Here is a 22,747-nt window from a genome sequence, read left to right as displayed (position 1 = left end):
GGATCACCAAAAAGAAAAAAAGAAATTTAAAACCGAAGCGCATAACCAACCTTACCAATTCGATTGATTCCCATATAACCTTGGTTTTCCATATCCAAATCTAAAAATACACCCGACTTTTCCTTAGGATGTGGGCCTAACAAATAAAAATCAAATACATTTGCAGACCATAGGAACACTAAAGCTGTGAGAGCCTGAGATAAATTGGCCCTAGAAGATTCCATCTGTTGCCTATAAGGTTCAATTAAAAAATAATTCAATACAATGGTTTCGGTCACACGCGCATTAGGAGGAACCCCTATCGCAGTTTCATATGCTTCTTTGTCGGACCGATATTGGTTGTATTGGTAACCTGCGTATAAAAGGCCTAAGGTAAAAATAGACATATAAATTTTGCCTTTCTCTTCTTGTCCTCTTGCATACTGACCCCACCCAGGAAACAAAAACGAACGGAAAGCATAGGTCGGATTATACGGATTATATAAGGGAGCATCTGCCAAAGATGTTTCTGGATTCACAGCATACGTTAAAATTGTATCTTCTGATTTCTCAGCATATTCTTTGGTATAGGGTTTTTGAATTCTTTGATTCTCTTTCGTCCATTCCTTCATGGATTTGATTACATAATTCGATAATTCAGAATACGTAACTTCACCATTATAATTGGAATCAGCTCTCCCCTCTAACCCATAAATCAAATATTTTGTATAAATCCCATACCCCGATTTCGGATCTTCAAAACTAGAATATCCGACTTTAGTGGAATAAAAAACTGATACGATTTCCGTATCTTTAAATTGAACGTTTTCTAAATACTTTCGACCGATCTCTCCTTTGCTATCTTCAGGATTACGGCAAGCATCTATAAAGAAAACAACACGTTTGAGTTGGAATCGCCTTGTCATCTCTAATAATTGTTCAACCGCAATTCCTGTTTCGAATGGATTTTGGGGATTTGCGTCTTCTGGGAGCAGATAAACTTTATCGTTATAATCAACCACACCATGGCCAGAAAAATAGAACACTAGTAAATCTTCCGGTTTAGTTTCTTCTAATAATGATTCGAATTGAGAAATGATGTTATATTTAGTAGGTGTTGAATTGATTGAGCCTTCTTGTAAAAGTGTTTGGATCCGATTGTATGACCCATAACTAAACAAAATTTTGGTCATACCTAAGGCGTCGTTTTTGGCAGTTTTTAAATTTGTTAATCCTAAATCTTTATATTCACTTACACCTACTACAAATCCAAACCGTTTGCTTGCGGGTTCGGCAAACAATACAAACGGTAAAATCAATAATAAATATATTAGAATTTTTGATTTCATTAAAATGGATTAATTAACAGCTAATTCCTGGGCTTGGTTTTCTAAACTTAAAGTATGTTCTCCCATTTTCCTAGCATTTATTACAACATCCCGATTGATATTTTCCATTTCATGCACTACTGAAACCATTTGGTCTTTCTCTTGGTTTAACACTTTTGATTCTTGGTCTAATATTTTGGAAATTGCTTCAATTGTTTCGATTGATTCTAAAACTTCGTTGTTTAAATCTTTTTGAGAATTGATTTTTTCAGTAGCCGACTTCATTACTTTACTTAAAACAACATATTTATTCTGCAACATATCCGTTTGGTTTAATGCAACAGAAGAAAGTTCTGTCCCTTCTTGGATGAAACGATTGGAATTATTGATGATTTTTTTAATCTTAGTGGCATTCTCATTTGAGTTTTCTGCTAATTTAGCTACTTCTTGTGCAACAACGGCAAACCCTCTTCCGTGTTCACCTGCTCTTGCTGCTTCAATGGAAGCATTTAAAGCAAGTAAGTTCGTTCGATCTGCAATCTCAGCCATGATATCATTCACTTCACTGACTTCTTTCTGAGATAGATTGATGAAACGTAATCTTTCTTCTAAATTTTTTACTGTATGAGATAGAACTGAACTTCTTTCTTGAAAATCATTCATATTTAAATTTAGCTCTTCTACTGCTTTCCCAATCTCTACAATATTTAGTTTCAAAGCATCTGATTTATGATTCAAAAGAATGATCTGATTGTGTTGCTTCCCGATATGATCCACTGAAGTTTGGATACTCCCAGAAAAGGAAGTCACAAATTCTGTTAATTCATTTATGGATTGGTCTTGTGATTCTATCTGTCCATTGAAATCATTTGTTAATTCACGAATATTTTTTAGAGTTAAAAATAATTCTGATCCAATTTTGACTAAATTTTGATTTAGAGTATCCGCATGTAATCTTTCTTGTTCTGCTTGTTTATGTTTCTCTTCTGATTCGTTTTTGATTTCATTTAATAAATTTAAGACAGAGGATGTTAAATAACCAAAACAAATGAGAAATAAAATTTTAAATACTTCATTAGAAATTGCCACTGTGCCCTTTTCACTCTGTAAGCCTTCTGCTTCTTTAAAGGATACCCCTTGTCCATATCCGATTAGTAATATGAGTATCAAACAAAACGCAGAATAATAGGTACTCATGAGTAAAGTTCTTTTGGAAAATAAAAACGCAGAATACACTACATAAAAATAGTATAAAACATATAATGTCGGTGATTTGATGAGATCCGCAGCTACAGTGCTACCTCCCATAAGTCCTGAAGAAGTGACAGCAAAGAGAACAGTTATATCCAATAAAATTAACAGCTTCGGAAATAATACATTCAAACGACCTTTCTTAAAAAGGTAAGCTTGTAATCCTCCATACAAAAACATACAAGTGATCCCTACAAGATAACTGGTTGTTTGTAAGGTTGTGGACGTTTTGAACGATCCCAACGTAGCAATGATATAAAAGCCAGCTAGTAAAAACCGCACTCGGTTGACATAAACAGGACCGAGTTCTAACCAATTTTTTTTACCTTTGCTCAATTCTTCCGAAGGTTTCGACATAGGTTGATCCTTTCTGAACCAAAGTGATTGGAAAGTGATTTTCTTTTTTCACGGAGTGTAAAAGATTCTGGGTTGACAAATTATAGTTTGATATTAAACTATTTGATATGGAAGCAACAAGCCTAAACAAAACCTCAATTCAAAAAAAATTCTACCCTGCCTCTGAGCGGGGGCATGTCAATTTTGGTTGGTTGGACAGCCATCACTCCTTCAGTTTTGGCCATTGGTACCACCCAGAAAAAACCAATTTTGGGGCTCTGCGAGTTCTAAATGATGATATCGTGGAACCAAGTATGGGGTTTGGAACACACCCTCACCAAAATATGGAAATTGTTTCCATTCCTCTTTTTGGCGAACTCGCTCATAAAGATAGTACAGGTACGAATGGAATCATCAAAACTGGTGATGTGCAAATCATGTCTGCTGGCTCTGGGATCCAACATTCGGAATTCAACCATAGTTCGGAGAAAAAAGTCAATTTCCTACAGATTTGGATTTTACCGAAGGTAGCCAATATCCAACCAAGGTATGACCAAAAGACCTTCCCGGAAGCAGGTCGATTGAATCGGTTTCAAACAGTGGTTTCCCCCATTGATGAAGAAGCGGTGTGGATCAACCAAGATGCGTATTTTTCTTTGGCAACCTTGGAACCAGGAAAACCTCTTTCGTATCAGGTCCATGCGCCAAACCAAGGGATTTATGTATTTCTCATCCAAGGGAAACTTTCTACGGAAGGCACAATTTTAGAAAGAAGAGATGCTGTCGGTCTATGGGGAGCAAATGAATATACCTTCCAAGCGGAAGTGAAATCAGAATTTCTCGTCATTGAAATTCCCATGAAGTAAAAGAATGGTATCTTTAGAAAAGATGTCGAGAAAGGAGATCGGGCATGGCTTATAGCAAAACTCTCAGGTCTCCTTTCTCCTTTCTTAGTTCCCTGCAGAAATCATTTTAATGGATGTTTACATCTTTTTACCCTTACCTTGTGATCAACTCACCACCTTTTCTCTCTAACCATTAGTTCGGTTGACAATCCTTAGAATTTTACTGTAAGTGTAAGTTTCGTTCGAATCCCAAAATCTTTTTCTCCCATCGATTTCGCAAATCATGAAAATTTAAAAAATTTTTCTATTTCGCAGCTCATTTTTTTTCATTAATACGTATTTTTTTTCGTGTATTTTTATTCGCGAATTTTAAATTGATCTTATCAGGGGATCCGAATTGGATCGGATTCACCTAGGAGAAGAACAATGAAAGGTTACAAGTTTCTAATCAGTTTCTTTTTATGTGTTATTTCAACACAAATCATGGCACAAAGTAATAACGCTAGTGTGTCAGCCAAAGAAGCGTTACAAAAATTGGTGGAAGGAAATTTAAGATTTGTGCAAGGGAAATCAATTCGTCCGAACCAATCAGTGGATCGAATTAAGGAAGTTTCCAAAAAACAAAACCCATTTGCAACGATTGTAGGTTGTTCTGATTCAAGAGTCCCCAATGAAATCGTTTTTGACCAAGGTTTAGGCGACTTATTTATCTTACGAACTGCAGGACAAGTTTCCACTTATGCATCCTGGGGTTCGATTGAATTCTCCGTAGAAGTGTTAGGAGTGAATCTCATCGTTGTCCTAGGCCACACTAAATGTGGTGCTGTGGGTGCCGCTTGTAAAGCAGATGATGTTCCAGGACATATCATTGCACTTACCAATGCAATTAAACCCGCAGCAGAAAAAGTAAAACATATGGACGGTGACTTTTTTGACAACGCTGTCAAAGCCAATGTAGCATTCCAAGTTGTTTCCTTACGTAAACTGGATCCGATTCTATCCAAATCCTACAACAAAGGCCAACTTCAAATCGTAGGTGCTGTTTACGATTTAGAAACAGGAAAAGTCAATTTTCTTTCAGAAGATTACATCAATAGTGTTACAAAATAGGAAATTCCAATGGAAATCTTACAAGCATTAGTTGCCAATTTACAAACACCGATGTTCCTAGCATTTTTGCTAGGAATTATCGCGACCGTAATCAAAAGTGATCTCAAGTTCCCAGATGGGATGTATGCTGGACTCACCATTTACTTACTTTTTGCGATCGGCCTAAAAGGAGGTGTAAAACTAAGTAATACAACTCTGTTAGAATTTTATAAACCTGCTGTTGCGGCACTCGTCTTATGTGTCACAATCCCACTCCTTGCCTATGGAATTCTAACTAAATTTGGAAAGTATGACAAAGCCAATGCAGCAGCACTGGCTGCTCATTACGGATCTGTATCAGCTGTCACATTTAGTGAAGCACTTGCTTTCTTAGATTCCCTTCATATCAGTTATGAAGGATTTATGCCAAGTTTACTTGCGATCATGGAAGTTCCAGCAATCCTTGTTGCCTTATTCCTTATCAAAATGAATCCAACGGATAAAACGGAAGAGTCTTCCTGGGGAAAAATTTTCCACGAGCTCTTTACTGGCAAAGGTACCTTACTACTATTAGGTGGTCTTTTCATAGGTATGATCTCTGGAAAAAAAGGGCATGAACAATTTGCCCCACTCTTTGAAACTCCATTCCGAGGAATGTTAATTTTATTCCTCTTAGAAGTCGGTATTGTCACCGGCAGACGACTCTCGGACCTAAAAAAAGCAGGTGTTTTTTTAATCGGGTTTGGGATCCTTTTCCCAATTTGTATAGCAATGTTTGGGTTGTTCTTGGGAAAATTCATTGGGCTCTCGATGGGAGGTGCCATGGTACTTGGAACTCTCAGCGCTAGTGCATCCTATATTGCGGCACCTGCTGCCGTTAGATTAGCGATTCCCGAAGCAAGTCCTGCCGTTTACCTGACAGCTTCTCTTGCGATCACCTTTCCCTTTAATTTATCATTTGGGTTACCTTTGTATCTCACAGTTTCCAAATATCTATTCGGAGTTTAATCATGAAATTAGAAAAAGCAAAACTCATCACCATTATAGCCGATGAAGTATTACAAGATCGCCTGGTTTCAGAACTAAAATCTGTGAATGTCAAAGGGTATACGATCAGTGAAGCAAAAGGGGAAGGAATTAACCACGAGCACCTTACTTCCTGGGAAGGGAAAAACATCCGTTTAGAATCTTTGGTTTCCGAAGCAAAAGCGATGAAGATCTTTCAAATCATATCGGAGAAATACTTAGAGAAATTTCCGATGGTGATTTTTATGAATGATGTGGAAGTGATTCGAAAAGGAAGATTTCAGTAAAGTCAATTCAAAAAGTATGACCCATATCCACATAGAATAATTGGTCTTCTCTTGAATAAGCATAATCGATTAGGATTACAGTAGCTTGGTCCCAAACAAGCCGTAATCCTAATCCACGCGAATGTTTATAATCTAATGCATTCACTTGTCTCAGTTTGTCCCAAACACGTCCCACATCATAAAATGGAACGATACTCACCTGGAAAAATTGACCCCATAGTGAAAAACTCCCCAACCGGTACCGAAGTTCGATATTATAAAAGCCAATTACAGGACCAAAAAATCGTTCTTGTCTGTAACCTCGTAGAGTATTCTGCCCACCTAACGCACCAAAGGGCCCATCTATGGAAAATAAATATCGATATTCAAAAAAAGGTACATTCCCTTCAATTTTTGTAAGCGCTACTCTTTGTGCGATGACGAACTCTTCAAATGATTTTGGGAAAGGTTGATAAAAATTTTTAATTTGGGCAAAATGTCGTAAATAATTGAAATCTGATCCAATTGTCTTTTCAGCCTTATTGATATTGTATTCAACGAGCCAACCCCTGTCCGGGTCTGGTTCATAATCTCTTGTATCATAAGCAAGTCCCGCTCTTAGATAATTTAGATTCCCGCCGTTTACACCTATGATTTTTCCAGAATTGGCATCTTCTGTAATTTTAGAAGTATCTTCTATAGCTGGTACTTTTCCACTCGTAAGAGGTTCTTTTGCTTCTGTTGACCTACCATCATATCGTCTTACAATATTTTTAGAAAACTCAACTCCACCCCAAACTCGAAATACCTGAAATATAGTTTTATCTAAAGCGAATTGCCCATACGTTGTTTCAAATTGGTAGTCATGATAATGTTGTGTGGACGTAAACTCACGACCTAGTCCTCTGTTTTTCGCATACGCATTGGCATTTTCAAAATCAGAAAAAGTTGCATTCCTGACTATCCGACTTCCATCCGCATTTCTATCTTTGAAATAGAGAGGTTGTAAACTTTCCGTACCTACACCAAAGTATTGGTTGTACAAACTGGAATCATGTCCAACATATGCTCGTAATCGATAAGCCGTATCTAAAAAATAAGGTGCATCCCAAGCTAAATAATTGAGTTGTGTTCCGCGATTACTTCGATACACACCAATGTTAAACAAATGTTCGTAAGGAGTATATTTAAAGGAAGAATCGTTTTTAGTTCCATTATAGAAGAGATTGGCATTGATCCCAAGGCCTGATCCATTGACGGCATCATTCCCAATCAGTGGTAACCCTGTGGCATACCACCCTTCCTTTTTATTGGCGAGTTCCTTTTCGTCTAATTTTTTGAACTCACCCAACCATTCGGGAACATCGGGACTTCTCTCATCAGCAAACAACGGCAAAACGACAAATATTGGCAGATATACCAAACATTGTATCGCTTTACCTAAAGGCATGGAGTTTATTTGACTTCGCGTACTTGGATGGTTTCGACTCTATCTTCACCGGCAATGATGTCCGATAAAATCACAACCTTTTCCCCAGTTTGTAAATACCCATTATTCACAAGTGTTTGGATGGCAAGATTGATTGTTTTTTCAGGATCAGAAGAAAAATCAACTCTGTATGGAATCACACCACGTGTAAGCCAGAGTTTTCGTCTAACAGATGTCATATTTGTAAATGCATGTACAATTGGATATCTCGGATGAAACGATGCTAAATTATTAGCTGTAATCCCACGTCTTGTGATCGCAATGATGGCATGAGCCTGCATGGAATCTGCGAGATTTGCGGCAGACCGAGCCATCTCTTCCTTTTGGTCCTTTGGTTTTCTTTGTGCCGCAAGACCTAAGTTAATCGACATCTCCATTCGACGTGCAATTTTATCCAACATTTCCACACAACGCACCGGGTATTTACCCATTGCTGTTTCCCCAGAAAGCATGATCGCATCAGCTTCTTCATAAACCGCATTGGCAACATCCGTTACTTCGGCCCTTGTCGGGGAAGGATTGTGGATCATGGATTCGAGTAAGTGAGTGGCGACGATCACTCGTTTGCCTTCTTCTTGGCAACGTTTGACAATTCGTCTTTGTACGATCGGGAGTTCTTCAATTTCAATTTCAACACCCAAATCCCCACGCGCTACCATAATACCATCAGACGATTTGATGATTTCGTCTAAGTTTTTTAAGCCCTCTTGGTCTTCAATTTTGGCAATGATTTGTGCATGATGTTTTTTTTCGTCGATGATATCACGTAACTGCAAAACATCTTCTTTTGATCGGACAAAGGACAAAGCCACAAAATCAATATCTTCTTCCAAACCAAATAAAATATCTTTTTGGTCTTTTGGCGTGATCGACGGAATATTCACACGAATTCCAGGTAAATTGATATGTTTTCTAGAGCCTAATTTACCACCGTCTAACACAGTACAGATCAATTCGTTTTCACGAATTTCTTGAACAGCAAGGTTGATTAAACCGTTATCAACTGTTACCTTATCACCTACTTTTAAATCTTTGACAATATCACGGTAGTTGACAAATACACTTTGCGCTTCCGCTTCCATACCAGGTATGATGTGAAAGGTAAATGTCTCACCGACTTTTAAGTGTAGATCATTTTGGACATCCCCAGTGCGAATCTCTGGTCCTTGTGTATCAAGTAAGATAGAGATCGGATGTTTGTGTAACTCATCTTTATTTAACGATTTGATAATCCGTATGATCTTTCGATGAAATTCGTGATCACCATGACTCATGTTGATCCTTGCGATATTCATCCCGGCCAAAGCTAAACTTCGGATCATATCTTTTGATGCTGTCGCAGGACCTATGGTGCAAACGATCTTGGTTTTTCTGGCTCTAAGTTGTTCTATTGCTGGCATAATGTTAAGGTTTTAATTTTGGTAAAATTCGGTTTAGAAACTCTAGTTGCGATTCCGCAATGTCAAATTTCTCTTGGTTTGGAAATTTATCATTTCTTTGGCGTTCACTTTCGGCAGATACTTTATCAAATAGTTTTTTGCCATGCCGTTTGAGATACCCAGTGGATACTAAAATTGGCCAAGGGAACTTTTCTCTTTGGTTGCGGATTGGGAAACTATAGATTTCTTTACCGCCAAATTTTTTTAGGAAAAAGATCAAATTCTCTTCTGTAAACTTTCCATTGAGTTTGGAAAGTACATACTCACGATCAGGATATACTCCAAATTCCCAAGCCTCATCTAAAATGCGAATGATGGTTTCAATGGATTCTTTCCATTTTTTTTCTTCTTCCGGACTTCCTTGTTTGGTTGGTTCCGAATCTTCGTCATCATCCCTAGATTGATTTGTAGGAGTTGAATGTGAATGGCCTTGTTTCGATTTTCTTTCAGCGTCTTTTTCGGCTTCTTCTCTTTCTTTCAACCTAGCTTTCACCAAACGTTCTTTTTCTTGGGAAATCTTTTTGACCTTTTGGCTTGCCAAATCCCTAGTCAATTGTTGTTGTAATCTTGCTTTGATAGGAGGAATCTCAAATTTATGGACTGTCATATTCCCCATAATCATCCTCCAAAGCCTTGTAAAAAATGGCAAAAACTGGAACAGACTTTGTGCCTCAATTTCCTCTAACAAACGTTTTGGGCTTTCATCATTCAAATGGATCGTTACATTCATTTGATTTAAAACACGAATTTCTAAATCAGAGTGTTTGATTTGGAAGGTTCGTTTTGCGGATTCGATAGCTTGAGGGATACAAGATTTATGTAAAATAAATTCATTATAAACACGTTTATCAGCATACTCCGTATATAAAACTTCAGGTTGAGATAACAACGTAGCTCGGAATTCATCGGTAAGTGGTTCGCCACTCACACGCAGTAAATTAACTTCCACGATCCGGCCAGCTTCCGCAAGGAAAGCCATTAAATCTTCTATTTGTTGTTTTCGTTTTTGTTTTTCTTCTCTTTCTTTATCTTTTTCAATGATCTCATTTAACACCAAACACTCTTCCATTAGAGTTTTTTGGTCACCGTAGGATTCGTTCATGTATCCTTTGATTTCTGTTAAAATGTTTTTTGGAGAATTCCAAGAGTCCTCAGTCACTTCGCCCATCACACCTAAGTTTTTTAAGGCTGGGTAAATGGTATTTTTTGCATAGTCCACATAAGCATCATAACGATCCGCAATCTCTGATGGTCTGTTGTATAAAAACACACTTTTGTTTGCTGGTCTCGAAGCAGAATCATTTCGAAAGAAAAACAAAATTTTATCATCTACCAATTGTTTGAGAATTGGTTTGAGATGAATGACAATTGTTGCATCTTTTTGCACTTTGGTTTTGTCATATGGGCATTGGAACAAATTTCCTAACTCTGTAGACGCATATGTATCAAAAAGTCGATTGGCATCTACAGCTGCCTTGATGACTTTTCGCATTTTTTCTTTGCCTACATACTTCCGTTTTTCATTGTACCATCCCTTGATGGCTGTTGTCGAAAGTTCGTTTAAACCAAGTGCATAACGAAAGGCAGTTCCTCCATCCGAGGTAGTCGGCCTTGCAAATACAGTGTTGTGTTTGATGTAGGTTTTTGGATTTTCCGGATCCCCTGGTTCATTAGGGTGAAATTCCAAAACATTTAATTTTTTGATAATGGCAGGGTTTTGTTTGTAACTGAGATCGATCACATAGTTTTCTGTGCGATCCCGATCAATGGAACTATCTCTTTCGATTTGTTCCACATTCGGCAAAACTCGGTTTTGTAAAAACTTATCTGTCCATTCAAAGATAACGAGGAGTACTTTATAAATTCCCTTATAGGAAAAATCTCCACGAGAATCCATAGCCTGCACCTTTTGGAGACAGGCCGTGTAGTCCATGACTTTTAATTCTGGGAGATTTGGATCCAACATGGTTGTAAAGAGTCCTTAGTTAAAATATCCTTTTTTATACAATAACTCTGCATTCAAGATGGCAGCACCTGCAGCACCTCGAATCGTGTTATGCGAAAGGACAACCCATTTCCAGTCCAAGATTGAATCTTCTCGTAACCTTCCCACTACGGTTGTCATTCCCTTTCCCGTGTCCAAATCTAGACGTGGTTGCGGGCGATCGTTTTCTTCGCGGTAAAGGATAGCGGGGTTCGGTGCAAACGGCAATCCCAATTTCTGAGGTTCCCCTTGAAAATCGGCCCAAACCTTTAAAATATCTTCTTTTTTTGGTTTTTTATCGAAGGCCACCGAAACACAAACCGTATGACCATCAAAGACAGGCACTCGGTTACAATGAGCAGAAATTTTAAAGTCTGCGGATTTGATCACACCGCCTTCCACTGTCCCCAAACATTTTTGAGGTTCTACTTCAGCTTTGTCTTCTTCTCCACCGATGAAAGGCACAACGTTTCCAAGGATATCCATCGTCGGAACACCAGGATAACCTGCTCCCGAAATTGCCTGCATCGAAAATAACATAACAGACTTTAATCCAAAAGCATCCATGAGTGGTTTTAAGGAAATGGTCACACCCATGATGGTGCAGTTCGAATTTGTGATGATTTTCCCTTTTGTTTTTTGTGCAGCTAACACATCCAAATGATGAGAGTTCACTTCGGCAGAAAGAATGGGAACGTTTGGATCCATACGATGGTTTTTGGAATTTGATAAAACCATCACTCCCTCTTCCGCGTAGGCAGTTTCCACCTCACCTGCAATAGATGCATCTAGGCCACTAAACACGAGTTGTACGCCCTTCGTGACTTTTGGATCTGGTAAAGAAATGATAATGTCTTTTGCATAAGCAGGAATGTCAGAAGAAATTTTCCAACGAGACTTCATTACGTCACCATAGGTTTGGCCCGCACTTTTTTCAGAAGCTGCTAAATGAGTCACCGTAAAATAAGGGTGATTCTCCAAAAGTTGAATGAATCTTTGACCGACGGATCCTGTTGCTCCCAGGACTCCAACTTTGATTTTTTCCATAATTTTCCTTATCTAATGTAAGGATTGAAAAACATGTTATTTCGGAAAGAGATTTCCAATTCTTTCCGCATAAATCGAATTCATTTGCTCCATTCCGACATAAGTGAAGTGATGAAAATCGGAAAATCCCTGCATCGGAAGAACTCCGTGAATGTCCCAAAAATGAACTGACCCCGATTCCAATGATTTCAGATAATCCAAATGGTCTTTGTACCATTTGGAATCTTCATACCAAGCAAGTGAGATCGGATTTTCGGGGTTATTGATGAGCAAAAACGATACATTTCGCTTTCTGAAATGGTCTGCGATTTTTGCTAAGTATCGGAAATGAAACAAGGGCCTAAATTCTTCCTTTGCAATTCGTTCCTTGGCAAGTTTTAATGCGACCAAATAACCAATCCCGGGTCGTTTCTCTAAACCTTCTAACAATCGATAGTAAAAATAGCGAGTGTAGGTTTTGTCATCCATCCCATTGTACCGAAAGTCCTCGGTTCTAGGCTCTCGTTTGTATTGCACACCCGATTTCGGTTCCTCTAATCCAAAAGTTTGTTCCAAACGCACTCCCATCGGATCCCAATGGTAATCTAAATACGCACCACTGGCTTCATGAGCAAACCAAACTCTCTCCAATGTGGCCGTGATTGGCAGATTGTCTTGGAAAAAGTTTGGATCCAAACGAACATTCGTCCACCGAGTTTCCTTCAAATTCACAACCTGCTCTCGTTTTTCATTTCTAAAGGTAAGTTTACAGGGGGAACCTGCGAGGAGGTAAGGAGTGACTTCCAACCAAATCCCTTTTTCTTGCATTTTTTTCGTAGGAAGAAAAGTGAACTGTTTCCCGGTCCAACCAAGACCATTGACACCTTCTGGAATGAAAACCCCCATATAGGAATGGTAACTCGTATTTCGCCCCCATCTGTGTTGGATTAAGTTTTGCAAGTTTTGCTCATAGATGTCTTTGTACCGGTAAAAAGTAAACGTTGAGGAAACGACATACCGAGACCAGGTTTCCCAGTCCATCTCCGATCCAACTTCCATAAGAGTTTCCCATGGGAAGACCCATAAGGATTGAGGAGCTTCTGTAAAGGTAAGGGCATCTTGCACCATCACCGATTCATCCACAGCGTCATTTCTCCCTTCAGGGAACAAAATATATGTTCGGTGGAGGCGGTAATCGATAAAATTAACAGGATACACAACCAAGTCTGGTTGCAAAGGCCCTAACCAATGGAGAAGTAAATACACATACAAGGGGCTGTTTCCCGCATAGGCCAAATAAAACACATCTACATCTAAGGAATATTTCTCACGTAAGGTATTTTCGAGTCGATTTGCATCAATGGAATAATAGGCAACAGAACTTCCAACGATGATGATTCTTTTTTTGATTTTAGGGAGAGAACGAATTCTTTCGTATTCATATAAAAAATTAAAGAAATGATTAGTATTCCAAGGCGATTCGTTTGGAACAAGGAATTGGAGTTTTCGAAACCACAAAAAATCGACGGCGAATAGAAAAACCAAAAAACAAAGTAGAATGCCAATCCGTTTTTTCATACCAATCCCTAAAAGACAAAGTAAACAAAAGGTTTACTTTCAGCTGCATACAAAACAATGAGAACCATTACAATCGCAGCCAAAAATGCAAAAAATAGCGATTTTCTTAAGGAATTTTGAATTTTTTCAAAATGATCTAACATTTGTTTGTTTTCTTGAAAGAAAAATAATCCTAAAATATGTCCTAAAATTAGGAAACTGAAACAATAAACAAACTTCATTTCCAAGCTATATGGTAGTAAAAAACCCTCTTTTTTAGTTAAAATACCCTGTAGGTAGCACAGAGAATCTGCAAAATTCGCACTCCGAAAGAAAATCCAAAGTAGGCTCACGACGATAAACGTAAAAAGAATTTTGAACAGTTTCGGAACGTACATCGAAAGAGATGGAAACCGATTTCCAACCCATCTCTCCAAAACTAAAAATCCACCGTGCCCAATCCCCCAAAAAACAAAATTCCAAGAAGCTCCATGCCAAAGTCCTCCAATGGCCATGACCATAATCAAATTCCGATATGTAAAAAAATTACCCATTCGATTCCCACCGAGTGGAATGTATAGGTAGTTCCGTAGCCATTGCGAAAGGGAAATATGCCATCGAGTCCAAAACATCGAAAAACCACTCGCAAGGTAAGGCATCCGGAAATTTTCAGGAAGCCGAAAGCCAAAGAGAAGTGCCGTGCCTTGGGCAATATCCGTGTATCCCGAAAAATCACAATAGATCTGAAAGGAGTAGGAAAACATTCCCACCCAAAGAGATCGAGTGGACATCTCCGCCGGATGAGCAAAAACCAAATCGACTACTTCGGCCAAATGGTCTGCTAATACCATTTTTTTAAACAAACCAAGTAAAATGAGAAATCCCCCAAAGAGAATAGGGATACGAGTCAGATCCATAGGGCGACGAATCTGGGGCAAAAAGGACTTGGCAGTAACAATTGGACCTGCCACGAGTTGCGGGAAAAAACTTAAAAACAGCAAGTACGACAAAAATTTCGATTCAGGATGCAATTCCTTCCGGTAAACATCCACAACATAAGAGATCGACTGGAAGGTATAAAAGGAAATCCCAACAGGAAGCAACCATTGGCTCCAGAAGGAACCGAGTGAAGCATTCGGCAATCCAAACAATAATGCCCAATTTTCAGCAATAAAATGCCCATATTTAAAGAAAATTAGAATTCCTAAACTATTGCATAAGGAAACCCAAAGGAAAAATCTACGTTGCCCTCGGGAATTCGATCGAAAAATCCTATTCGCCATCCAAAAATCAACCAAGGCGATCCACATGATTAAAATCAGGTAGAAATGATTCCAAAATCCATAAAATAATAGACTAATAATTAGCAAATATAGGACTAAAAATGCTCTCCGAAAGCCCAATGCAAGCGCACTTTCTTGATTATATTTAAGCAACAGGTTAGTGAGAGAATACCATAGCAGCAAAGATATGGTCATAAATAGTGCGAATATAGCTGAATTAAAGAGCATTAATTTGCTTAAATAAAAGCATTAAACATTGTATTTGCATTTGACGCCGCAATTGGGACAAGTGCAGGTCACTTCGGCCTTCACTCGGCGTCCCTTTGCCCCTTCCACTTTCCCTATTGCCACAAATTCAAACATAACCCCTTCGGGAACAAAGTGGCCGGAACCATACTTAGCGGTTCCTTCTATCACATTCGAGCAAGCGTGACACTTCACCCGTAGTCGTATTGTTTCTGCCATATACCAGGGAAAGATGAGGAGAGGACATGCCCTGGCAACCAATATTCCCTTTTCTGCCAATTTTACAGGTGGATGCAAATTGCCTACACATGACAATCTGGCAGAAATATACCATAAAACAGTCTGATTTCTGCCCTCTGGAGTCGAGTCTTTCCCTGTGTGTCTGGCTTGGAAAAATGGCCGTAAATGCCGGATTTTTTCCTCTAAATGCCGAAATTTCGGCAAAAATCACTGAATTTTTTGTTTTTACGCTCTTTCCCACTCAATCCTTCTTTGGGCCTAAATTACCCCAGTGGTTCGCTGCCCTAGGTAGATAAAGCGACTGCAGATCCTGGGGGAGCTACAAAATAGGGACTTAAGGAACTGCTTTTCTCTATGGAAATTCGGAAGTTTATCTGACGAATCCCCGACACTCTTCCGACATCTCCCCGCCTGTTTCCTAAAGAAGGACAAGGAGCTAACGTCACTTCCTACTGAAACCCGAATCCGATTCTAGTGACGCCATATGGTCAGACCCAAGGGACTTCTGATCTGCCGAGAAGGAGGCGCCTGTGTGTAGGCAGGACGGCTTTTCCCCGCCCTCTTACGGTCATACACTGCCGAGATCCAGGCAAGAGGAGCAAAACCCTTCGCCAGAGACTGCCGAACATTCGTCACTTCTTGGGTCCAACCCGCCAATTCAATAAATGACTAAATATAGGCAGTTTTATTCAAAATCATACCAGGAAATCTGCTGATTTGCTCGGAAACCCACTCCTAGACAGAGATTGGTCCAAATTTTCACATTATTTGCCTAATTTTAGGTAGTTTTTGCGGGAAAGGTAAAATTCGTCCAAACAGCGGGGTTTTTTGACTTTTCCCCCTGTGGTGCGCACAGGAGCGATTGGTAAGGTTTACGATAAGCCCACTTGCGACCCTAGTCGGAGTAGGACTTGTGTTTGTAATCATGTAAGGATATAGACCAGTGAAAGGAAGGTGACTGGTCTTTGGTGTTTTGGTGTATTAGGAACGAATTCCTTTATTTTTTAGATTTAGTTGAGGGAGCTTTCGCTTTCTTCACTGCCGAGCTAGACTTGGCACTTGACTTCTTTGGCTTAGGCTGACCCGTTCCAGTAACCTGTTTGTTTGGTTTTTTTCCAGAACGACTGCCTCCACCTTCCCCATGACCATCTTCATCCCCTGCGAGGATATCATTGGGAATTCTTCCGTTCCGTTTGACCATGTAGATGAAATGTCGGACATACTGCGTGTAGGGCTCGTGAATGGCTTTTGGATCGAAGTCTCTTGGCTCCTGGAGGAGTTGGTTGACGAGAGCCAAAGGGAGGTCATCCTTACTCGTTGCCATGAGGATTTCCAATCGTTTGCAGATTTCTGAGTCATTGACTTCAGTGGAAAGTTTTCGCATGGCGTTGAGAAATTTTTGGAAGGCAACTCGCTTCGGCTGAGACATATCCCCAGAAAACCAAAAAGTCCTGAGTTGGCAATCGATTTTACTCCCAAATGCTGCGGTTCTTGCTTAGATCCAAACCCATCTATTCTTACTTGAGAACGTCTGGAATCCTGCTCCACCAACGATGTTGCAGGTGAGATGGAGGATTCTGGTTTAGAAGTTTCGGAGAAAACAAACTGCATTTCCAAATCGGAACTGTTTTTTTCGATTGTGGAGTGATTTTCCTCAGTGAGGTTTACCTTCTCCCATGCCAATTCGCTCTCGGACTCGTAACGTACTTCGCTCACTACTCCCTCTCGAAGTTCAATCGCAGGAACTAGAGGGTCTTCCATAAGGACAACGGGTCTATCCCATTCATTGGCTAAAAGATTTGTCTGAGGAAAAATCAAAAAAACAAGAAGGCATATCACGGGCGCAAACATTTGCAAATTTCGTGCCACATTTTTGATTTTTTCCCTGAAAAACATAGTAATATCCATAGATTTCACCGAAATTCGGGAAAAATAAAGCATTTTTTTAGGAATTTTGGCTATTTTTTGTAGAGGGTAGATCGCACTCGCAATTTCCATTCCCACAAAACAATTTCGTGTTCTAGGTCTTTGGCAAGATCCTGCTCTTTGGCAAGGAGTGCATAGATCATATTGGAGATGTCTTTCGAGAAACCAGTGTCCAATTCTTTCTCAAATGATTCGACTTGGAATTCCAAGATGAGAACTGCCAAACGAAAGGCTTCGTTCATGGCGATGAGTTGTGGTTTGACGGTTTCCAGTTCCGGCTTATTGTACTCATTTTTGATCATCACGTTCAAAAAGGTTCGGATGAACATGACATCATCTGATGATAAATGAAAGTCGAGAAGCAATTGTTTGACCTTGTCGAGCTCCATCGCACGCAAATGGATTCTCGCAAGGAAAACTGGATTTTCGCTATAGGTGTTTAAGTTCTGGTTTTTTGCAACGTCCGTGGCACGCACTTTGTCATAGTCCACAACTCCCTTGTCCTTGGACTCATCCGTTTTTGGGGACTGAGATTCCGCCGAGGTATTGATCCTTTTTTTGATCACAAGGATGTTCATGCTGGGGTATCGGATTTTAAACGACACCATGTCGGAACGAGGGATCTCTTCGTCTACAACGAGAAATTGTGCCTGCTCCCCTCTTTCCCAGGCCGCCATTAATTCTTCTTTGTTTTTATAGTGATAAATGACAACAGGTAGGACGTCACTTTGGCTTCCCGTACCTAAGTAAATCGTTTTGATTTCGTTCGAAAATCCGTGTTGGTATGGAATGACCATTTTCCCGGCTTTTACATTCACAAAAGAAAGCTCACCTAAATGGAAATGGGAAACGTCGAAATCGTCCCCAAAAAATCCCACTCTTGGGACGTTCACAACGATGGAATTGTTTTTGGCACCTTTTGGGACTTCTGGACCTGACTCGGTAAAAACAACATAGGTCAGTTTGGAAAGCCGGACTTTTACGAGAAAACCAGCAGGGGTTTTCCGCTCTTCGTATACAGTATCATCCATCTTTACATCAAACCAAGTTGTTTCATTTTGTATTGGAGGGAACCCCTCGAGATTCCCAGTGCCTTTGCCATCCGAATTTGGTTACCGGAAAATATCCTCATAGCCAAAAGAATCTTCTGCCTTTCTAAGGCCTCTATCCCTCGCCGCAAGTCTAAATCTTCCGCATCGGGGATCTCTAATTCCATCCGGATTTTGCCCACTTCCAGGTCAGATACTTCCACCGTTTGGGTGCGGCAAGTGAGGATTCCCGATAGAATTCGATTCCGAAGTTCCACAAAATTTTCCTGGTAAACTCTAGTCGAAAGTTCCTTTTCCGCTGCCGGAGCCAGAACCAGTCCTAACCGATTTTGCGTTCGGCAAAGCTCTTGGAAAATAGACTGGATGATTCGAACCAAATTAGGTTTGGGAAATAAACTCAAAGAAGGTAAAAAAACAGAATTCGTTTGCAGGAGTTGGCTGAATTCAGGTAAAATTTCTTGTCCAAATTCTGTGGGGCCAAGTAGAAACAGAAAACCTTGAAATCCCGACTTCGACCACCAATCCACCAGGATCTGCTGCTGACCCAAAGAGAAGGATTGGACCTTCGTAAACACAAGACTTCCTAAATTGGTTTCCTTTCCCCACTCAGAAATCGCCTTCTCAAATTTGCCAAAATGATCAGGGAGAGACTCCACAACAAGAATGGGAGCCCCTGGATTTTGGTTCTGGTGGATCCATTTTGCGAGCGTCTTTTTCCCTATCCCAGGTGCTCCAAAAATTGAGACAATTCGCTTGGAATGGAATTCCTGGATCGCAACTTCTAAGTTCGAAATTTCATCCCTAAAAATAGAATGTGACGAATCTTCAGGGAGCAAGGTTTGAACGGGAACTGGAATGAATTGGTTTCCCTTCCCCCATTCGATTCCAATTTTTTCAGCAAACAAAATCAGAAGACTGAGGACGGAGAAACTTGGTTTGCCTTCCAACTCCACCAAAAGAAAACCCACACTTTCTCCAGCGTGGATTCGGATCCCAAGAGCATTTGTGTTTTTCCCAAAAAGGGGGAACTCCACACCTGGAAAGGAAACTGGTTCCAGAGAGGTCATCAGAGTCTCCCAATGGACCGAACCTCGGTTTAAAAAAGAATAATAAAATCCATCTTCACTGTAACCAAAACTGGCAGATTCATAAAACGAATCTTCCTGATCTGCCTTAATGACAACGACGCCACAATGCAAATCAAATTCGGTACACAACTCAACCCACAAAGTTGGTAGGACGGAATCCATCCAATCTTTGCCTGTTTTGCCCGAAGCAAACAAGGAGGCGGTGTGTGAAGGCATGCTATGAAACTGTTTAAATTTAATCACTTTGTCAAGTACGTACCGATTTAAATGTCGGATGTCCGACCAAAAGAGACGAGATAGTTTTTGCTAATTTTTGGTATGTCGGATGTCCGACAATGTGGATAGAAACCATCCAAAAATCCTTTTTTTGGTGATTTCCAAAAATTCAATTGATCCCAATTTTTCAAAAAGAAAGCATACCAATTGGGAAGGGAAACAAGAGATAGATGATCACCATTGCAGTTGCGAATCAAAAAGGCGGAGAGGGAAAAACAACTACTTCTTTGAATCTTGCCATGGGATTGGCTCGCCGAAATCTCAAAACCTTACTCATCGATATGGATCCTCAGGCAAACTCTACGGGAATCTTTCTAAACCCGGAAACCGTTGAAAAGGACCTTGCACATTTATTCCAGAATTCTGCTCATATCAAAGACATCATCACACCGGCGTATAACGAGCATTTGTGGATCGCGCCATCTAGCATGCGTTTGGCGGAAATGGAAACAGTATCCGTCAATTCTGTTGAGGCTCCCTACATTTTAAGGGACTCTCTTTCTGGGCTAAAAGATTTCGACTTCGTCATCATCGACTGCCCACCTTCCCTTTCCATTTTCACCGTGAATAGTCTTGTGGCGGCAAACTACGTTCTCATCCCTTTACAAGCGGAGAAATTTTCCATGGATGGAATCATGGGTTTACAACAAACCATCTCCTCCATTAAAAAAAGAATTAATCCCGACCTGGAAATTCTAGGTGCCCTAATCACCCAACTGAAACCCCAAACCCTACTTACAAAAACCATTCTTCCTGTTCTCACAAAATACTTCCGGATTTTTGAACACACCATCTCCGATGGAGTGGCGATTGGAGAAAGTCATTTGGCTAAAAAATCAGTCTACGATTACAACCGATCTTCTAGACAATCGCAGGAGTATGAAGGTTTTATTGAGGAGGTTCTCAGTGAGCTTAAAAAGTAAACGCCTCGGATCTCTAGCCGACATCTACCAAGCGGAAAATTTAGACGGAACCATTCGTACCATCCGGATGGATAAAATCCAACCTTCTGAACACCAACCCAGACAAGAGAGAAAAAAAGGGATCGAAGAGTTGGCACAGACCTTAAAAGCGGATGGCCTACTCCAACCCATTATCGTTTCCAAAAGTGACAAAGAAGGAACTTATAAAATCATCGCAGGGGAAAGGCGTTACCACGCCGCAAAATCTCTTGGCTGGCCCGAGATCGAATGTAAGATCTTAAACCGACCCGACAAAGAAATTTATAAATTAGCAGTCATTGAAAACTTACAAAGGGAAAACTTATCCCCCTATGAAGAAGTCGACGCCCTTCTCTTTCTAAAAAATGCTCACCAGTATACGGACCAAGAATTGGGAGATTTGTTTGGCAAAAGCCGAAGTTACATGACAGAGGTTTTGTCGATCACATCGATGTCAAAGGCCGATTTAGAAAAGTGCAAAAAAAACGAAATCTACAATAAGAACTTACTCGTTCAAGCTGCACAAGCTGCCAAAAAAGGAAGTTTGGATGAATTTTTAACACTCTACCACAAGGGTGCCTTAAAAACCGTCAAAGACGCCAAAGATTTCAATAAACAGGTTAAGTCCGGTGAGCCTCAAAAAACGAATCCCACTACCCTTTCTGGTTATAAAATCAGAAGAACAACCAACGGAATCCAAATCCAATCCGACGACGAAATCCTACTTGGCGATATTTATAAATTCGTAAGAAAGGAACTTTCTAAAAAATACGGAGATTCGGCGTAACCCAAACAAGTACTAAGCAGTCAAGTACTTAGGAAAAAAATTTTAAGTACCTACTGGGAAAAATACTGTACGAACTTGACATCTACCAGAATCCGACAATAATGTGACATAATAAAACTATTTGAGTTTGAGCAAAAGCCTTTCCTGCAGAGGGAAGGTGTGGGGCAAGTTTTGTCCCAACCCGACAAAGAAAAAAATTCCCCTGGAACACCAGGGGGTCGGGGTTTCCCGAAGGAATGTTGTTGGATGAGACATAATTAACATTATGTCAGATAATGTCAACTCCTTCATTTTATTTGCTTAAAATTAGTTTCATTTTTGCAGAAAAATGGAGGAGTCCTGTGAGCGACTTACGTCACCCCTATATCCGCCTGATGACCGACATCATTGATTCTGGTGTCTGGGCAGAGTTATCTCATGCGGCGAAGACCCTATATCCGGTCCTCCTAAAATTCAGTGACTATAATTTCAAACCTGTTTGGCCAAACACGGAAACTTTGATGCGCCTTACCGGATTCAAAACCAAAAAATCCATCGTTTCCGCGAAAAAAGAATTAACCCAAGCAGGCCTCCTCTTCCAAGTCCCAGGGAGCGGTCGAACCTCCACCAGATATCACTTTTCCTTCCATTATGAGGGTTCCAAAATTACCCCTCTGGGAGATACACAAATACACCTCAGGGAGGCAGGACAGGAGACCCCTGGGGGATCGAAATCGGAAACGAAGGGGGGTTCTCTCGGGACCCCTAACCATATTAATATAACTATCTCAAATACAAACCATGTACCAAACGCGAAGGAATTGGGAGAAAATTTGGGACAAAACAAAGAAGGAAAAAAAGATTTCGAATCCTTGGTCGATTTATTTGGACCAGAGATTGCTTTGGAAGCTTATCGCAAAGCAGTGAGTTTGCACATGGAATCCAATGTCTCTTATGTGCAGACACTGTGCCGCGAGCTTGTCAGTTTACAACGGAAAGAAGTGCTTAATTCTGGGCAAAATCAATCCTCACCTGCCACCTCGCCCCACCCTGCTTCTTGGTCAGGGTTTTTGACTTGGGCTTCCCATCAACTCACAGAATCTTCCTTTCGACAACTGGAACAAGTGAAAGTGGAGACCGACGGAAATGTCATCGTGGTCACTTCTGCGGTTTTTGGTCATCTTAGGCAAATCATCCAAATGTATTTCACGGAACGTGTGAAACCTGTGGTACTGGTTGTGTTTACAGAAGTGGAAGAAGGTTCACGTGTGAGTGAAATTCGATAGACTGATTAGAAAAACGGTATTTTTTGGAAGG

Annotated in this window: 19 protein-coding genes; 7 read left to right on the top strand and 12 right to left on the bottom strand. The window is 40.2% G+C overall.

Translation table 11 applies throughout. From position 1 onward, the window contains the following. Positions 1-26: 26 nt before the first annotated feature. Together EHQ59_RS04360 and EHQ59_RS04355 are read right to left on the bottom strand one after the other, a co-directional pair. Positions 27-1,328 (bottom strand): caspase family protein, encoded by a 1,302-nt coding sequence (locus EHQ59_RS04360; protein WP_135617919.1) that lies wholly within the window; start codon positions 1,326-1,328, stop codon positions 27-29. Positions 1,329-1,337: 9 nt separating this feature from the next. Next, the gene (locus tag EHQ59_RS04355) at positions 1,338-2,915 is read right to left on the bottom strand and encodes a methyl-accepting chemotaxis protein (RefSeq protein WP_135617918.1); all 1,578 of its coding nucleotides are present in this window, start codon (positions 2,913-2,915) and stop codon (positions 1,338-1,340) included. Positions 2,916-3,022: 107 nt separating this feature from the next. Here EHQ59_RS04355 and EHQ59_RS04350 point away from each other — a divergent pair, with 107 nt between their 5' ends. The 4 genes from EHQ59_RS04350 to EHQ59_RS04335 all read left to right on the top strand — a co-directional run bounded on the left by EHQ59_RS04350 (position 3,023) and on the right by EHQ59_RS04335 (position 6,141). Beyond that, positions 3,023-3,760 carry a pirin family protein gene (locus tag EHQ59_RS04350; RefSeq protein WP_135617917.1) on the top strand — a complete coding sequence of 246 codons (738 nt, stop codon included), beginning with the start codon at positions 3,023-3,025 and terminating at the stop codon, positions 3,758-3,760. Positions 3,761-4,165: 405 nt separating this feature from the next. Further along, entirely contained in the window at positions 4,166-4,849 is a 684-nt protein-coding gene (locus tag EHQ59_RS04345) for a carbonic anhydrase (protein ID WP_135617916.1), read from the top strand. 9 nt (positions 4,850-4,858) lie between these two features. Then, positions 4,859-5,836, top strand: coding sequence for a sodium-dependent bicarbonate transport family permease (locus tag EHQ59_RS04340; protein WP_135617915.1), 978 nt, complete (start codon positions 4,859-4,861; stop codon positions 5,834-5,836). A 2-nt stretch (positions 5,837-5,838) separates the two neighbouring features. Continuing rightward, positions 5,839-6,141, top strand: coding sequence for a P-II family nitrogen regulator (locus EHQ59_RS04335; RefSeq protein ID WP_135617914.1), 303 nt, complete (start codon positions 5,839-5,841; stop codon positions 6,139-6,141). A gap of 7 nt (positions 6,142-6,148) precedes the next feature. On the opposite strand, the gene omp85 is transcribed toward EHQ59_RS04335, so the two are convergent. From omp85 to EHQ59_RS04285, 10 genes are all read right to left on the bottom strand, one after another. Beyond that, the gene (gene omp85 / locus EHQ59_RS04330) at positions 6,149-7,570 is read right to left on the bottom strand and encodes an Omp85 family outer membrane protein (protein WP_135617913.1); all 1,422 of its coding nucleotides are present in this window, start codon (positions 7,568-7,570) and stop codon (positions 6,149-6,151) included. A 5-nt stretch (positions 7,571-7,575) separates the two neighbouring features. Continuing rightward, positions 7,576-9,009: a pyruvate kinase gene (pyk, locus tag EHQ59_RS04325; protein ID WP_135617912.1), complete on the bottom strand. Its 1,434-nt coding sequence runs from the start codon at positions 9,007-9,009 to the stop codon at positions 7,576-7,578. A gap of 4 nt (positions 9,010-9,013) precedes the next feature. Then, complete coding sequence (locus EHQ59_RS04320) at positions 9,014-11,014, bottom strand: hypothetical protein (RefSeq protein ID WP_135617911.1); 2,001 nt, start codon at positions 11,012-11,014, stop codon at positions 9,014-9,016. Positions 11,015-11,029: 15 nt separating this feature from the next. Continuing rightward, entirely contained in the window at positions 11,030-12,079 is a 1,050-nt protein-coding gene (gene asd, locus EHQ59_RS04315) for an aspartate-semialdehyde dehydrogenase (RefSeq protein WP_135617910.1), read from the bottom strand. Positions 12,080-12,115: 36 nt separating this feature from the next. After that, positions 12,116-13,636: a hypothetical protein gene (locus EHQ59_RS04310; protein WP_135617909.1), complete on the bottom strand. Its 1,521-nt coding sequence runs from the start codon at positions 13,634-13,636 to the stop codon at positions 12,116-12,118. A gap of 8 nt (positions 13,637-13,644) precedes the next feature. Further along, positions 13,645-14,898, bottom strand: coding sequence for an MBOAT family O-acyltransferase (locus EHQ59_RS04305; RefSeq protein ID WP_279638176.1), 1,254 nt, complete (start codon positions 14,896-14,898; stop codon positions 13,645-13,647). A 249-nt stretch (positions 14,899-15,147) separates the two neighbouring features. Further along, positions 15,148-15,363 (bottom strand): hypothetical protein, encoded by a 216-nt coding sequence (locus EHQ59_RS04300; protein WP_135617907.1) that lies wholly within the window; start codon positions 15,361-15,363, stop codon positions 15,148-15,150. A gap of 1,018 nt (positions 15,364-16,381) precedes the next feature. Next, positions 16,382-16,813, bottom strand: a complete 432-nt coding sequence (locus EHQ59_RS04295) for a phosphatidylinositol phospholipase (protein ID WP_135617906.1) — start codon at positions 16,811-16,813, stop codon at positions 16,382-16,384. A 529-nt stretch (positions 16,814-17,342) separates the two neighbouring features. Continuing rightward, positions 17,343-18,341: a hypothetical protein gene (locus EHQ59_RS04290; RefSeq protein ID WP_135617905.1), complete on the bottom strand. Its 999-nt coding sequence runs from the start codon at positions 18,339-18,341 to the stop codon at positions 17,343-17,345. A gap of 2 nt (positions 18,342-18,343) precedes the next feature. Then, positions 18,344-19,663, bottom strand: coding sequence for a helix-turn-helix domain-containing protein (locus EHQ59_RS04285; RefSeq protein ID WP_135617904.1), 1,320 nt, complete (start codon positions 19,661-19,663; stop codon positions 18,344-18,346). Positions 19,664-19,893: 230 nt separating this feature from the next. Here EHQ59_RS04285 and EHQ59_RS04280 point away from each other — a divergent pair, with 230 nt between their 5' ends. The 3 genes from EHQ59_RS04280 (at position 19,894) to EHQ59_RS04270 (ending at position 22,716) form a co-directional block, all read left to right on the top strand. Further along, positions 19,894-20,646: a ParA family protein gene (locus tag EHQ59_RS04280; protein WP_135617903.1), complete on the top strand. Its 753-nt coding sequence runs from the start codon at positions 19,894-19,896 to the stop codon at positions 20,644-20,646. Next, the gene (locus EHQ59_RS04275) at positions 20,630-21,451 is read left to right on the top strand and encodes a ParB/RepB/Spo0J family partition protein (RefSeq protein WP_135617902.1); all 822 of its coding nucleotides are present in this window, start codon (positions 20,630-20,632) and stop codon (positions 21,449-21,451) included. Before EHQ59_RS04280 ends, EHQ59_RS04275 begins: the two co-directional genes overlap by 17 nt. Before the next feature lie 374 nt (positions 21,452-21,825). Continuing rightward, entirely contained in the window at positions 21,826-22,716 is an 891-nt protein-coding gene (locus EHQ59_RS04270; protein ID WP_135617952.1) for a helix-turn-helix domain-containing protein, read from the top strand. Positions 22,717-22,747 lie beyond the last annotated feature (31 nt).

The organism is Leptospira kemamanensis (assembly GCF_004769665.1).
GTDB lineage: Bacteria > Spirochaetota > Leptospiria > Leptospirales > Leptospiraceae > Leptospira_A > Leptospira_A kemamanensis.
This window is presented reverse-complemented; position numbering and strand designations above follow the sequence as displayed.

Bases quoted from the DNA above. Each gene is read 5' to 3' on its own strand.
- EHQ59_RS04300 (WP_135617907.1), bottom strand. From the start codon at position 15,363: ATGGCAGAAACAATACGACTACGGGTGAAGTGTCACGCTTGCTCGAAT.
- EHQ59_RS04345 (WP_135617916.1), top strand. From the start codon at position 4,166: ATGAAAGGTTACAAGTTTCTAATCAGTTTCTTTTTATGTGTTATTTCA.
- EHQ59_RS04285 (WP_135617904.1), bottom strand. From the start codon at position 19,663: ATGCCTTCACACACCGCCTCCTTGTTTGCTTCGGGCAAAACAGGCAAA.
- EHQ59_RS04350 (WP_135617917.1), top strand. From the start codon at position 3,023: ATGGAAGCAACAAGCCTAAACAAAACCTCAATTCAAAAAAAATTCTAC.
- EHQ59_RS04355 (WP_135617918.1), bottom strand. From the start codon at position 2,915: ATGTCGAAACCTTCGGAAGAATTGAGCAAAGGTAAAAAAAATTGGTTA.
- EHQ59_RS04305 (WP_279638176.1), bottom strand. From the start codon at position 14,898: ATGGCGAATAGGATTTTTCGATCGAATTCCCGAGGGCAACGTAGATTT.
- EHQ59_RS04360 (WP_135617919.1), bottom strand. From the start codon at position 1,328: ATGAAATCAAAAATTCTAATATATTTATTATTGATTTTACCGTTTGTA.
- EHQ59_RS04295 (WP_135617906.1), bottom strand. From the start codon at position 16,813: ATGTCTCAGCCGAAGCGAGTTGCCTTCCAAAAATTTCTCAACGCCATG.
- EHQ59_RS04340 (WP_135617915.1), top strand. From the start codon at position 4,859: ATGGAAATCTTACAAGCATTAGTTGCCAATTTACAAACACCGATGTTC.
- pyk (WP_135617912.1), bottom strand. From the start codon at position 9,009: ATGCCAGCAATAGAACAACTTAGAGCCAGAAAAACCAAGATCGTTTGC.
- omp85 (WP_135617913.1), bottom strand. From the start codon at position 7,570: ATGCCTTTAGGTAAAGCGATACAATGTTTGGTATATCTGCCAATATTT.
- EHQ59_RS04290 (WP_135617905.1), bottom strand. From the start codon at position 18,341: ATGGATGATACTGTATACGAAGAGCGGAAAACCCCTGCTGGTTTTCTC.
- EHQ59_RS04280 (WP_135617903.1), top strand. From the start codon at position 19,894: ATGATCACCATTGCAGTTGCGAATCAAAAAGGCGGAGAGGGAAAAACA.
- EHQ59_RS04320 (WP_135617911.1), bottom strand. From the start codon at position 11,014: ATGTTGGATCCAAATCTCCCAGAATTAAAAGTCATGGACTACACGGCC.
- EHQ59_RS04270 (WP_135617952.1), top strand. From the start codon at position 21,826: ATGACCGACATCATTGATTCTGGTGTCTGGGCAGAGTTATCTCATGCG.
- EHQ59_RS04335 (WP_135617914.1), top strand. From the start codon at position 5,839: ATGAAATTAGAAAAAGCAAAACTCATCACCATTATAGCCGATGAAGTA.
- EHQ59_RS04310 (WP_135617909.1), bottom strand. From the start codon at position 13,636: ATGAAAAAACGGATTGGCATTCTACTTTGTTTTTTGGTTTTTCTATTC.
- asd (WP_135617910.1), bottom strand. From the start codon at position 12,079: ATGGAAAAAATCAAAGTTGGAGTCCTGGGAGCAACAGGATCCGTCGGT.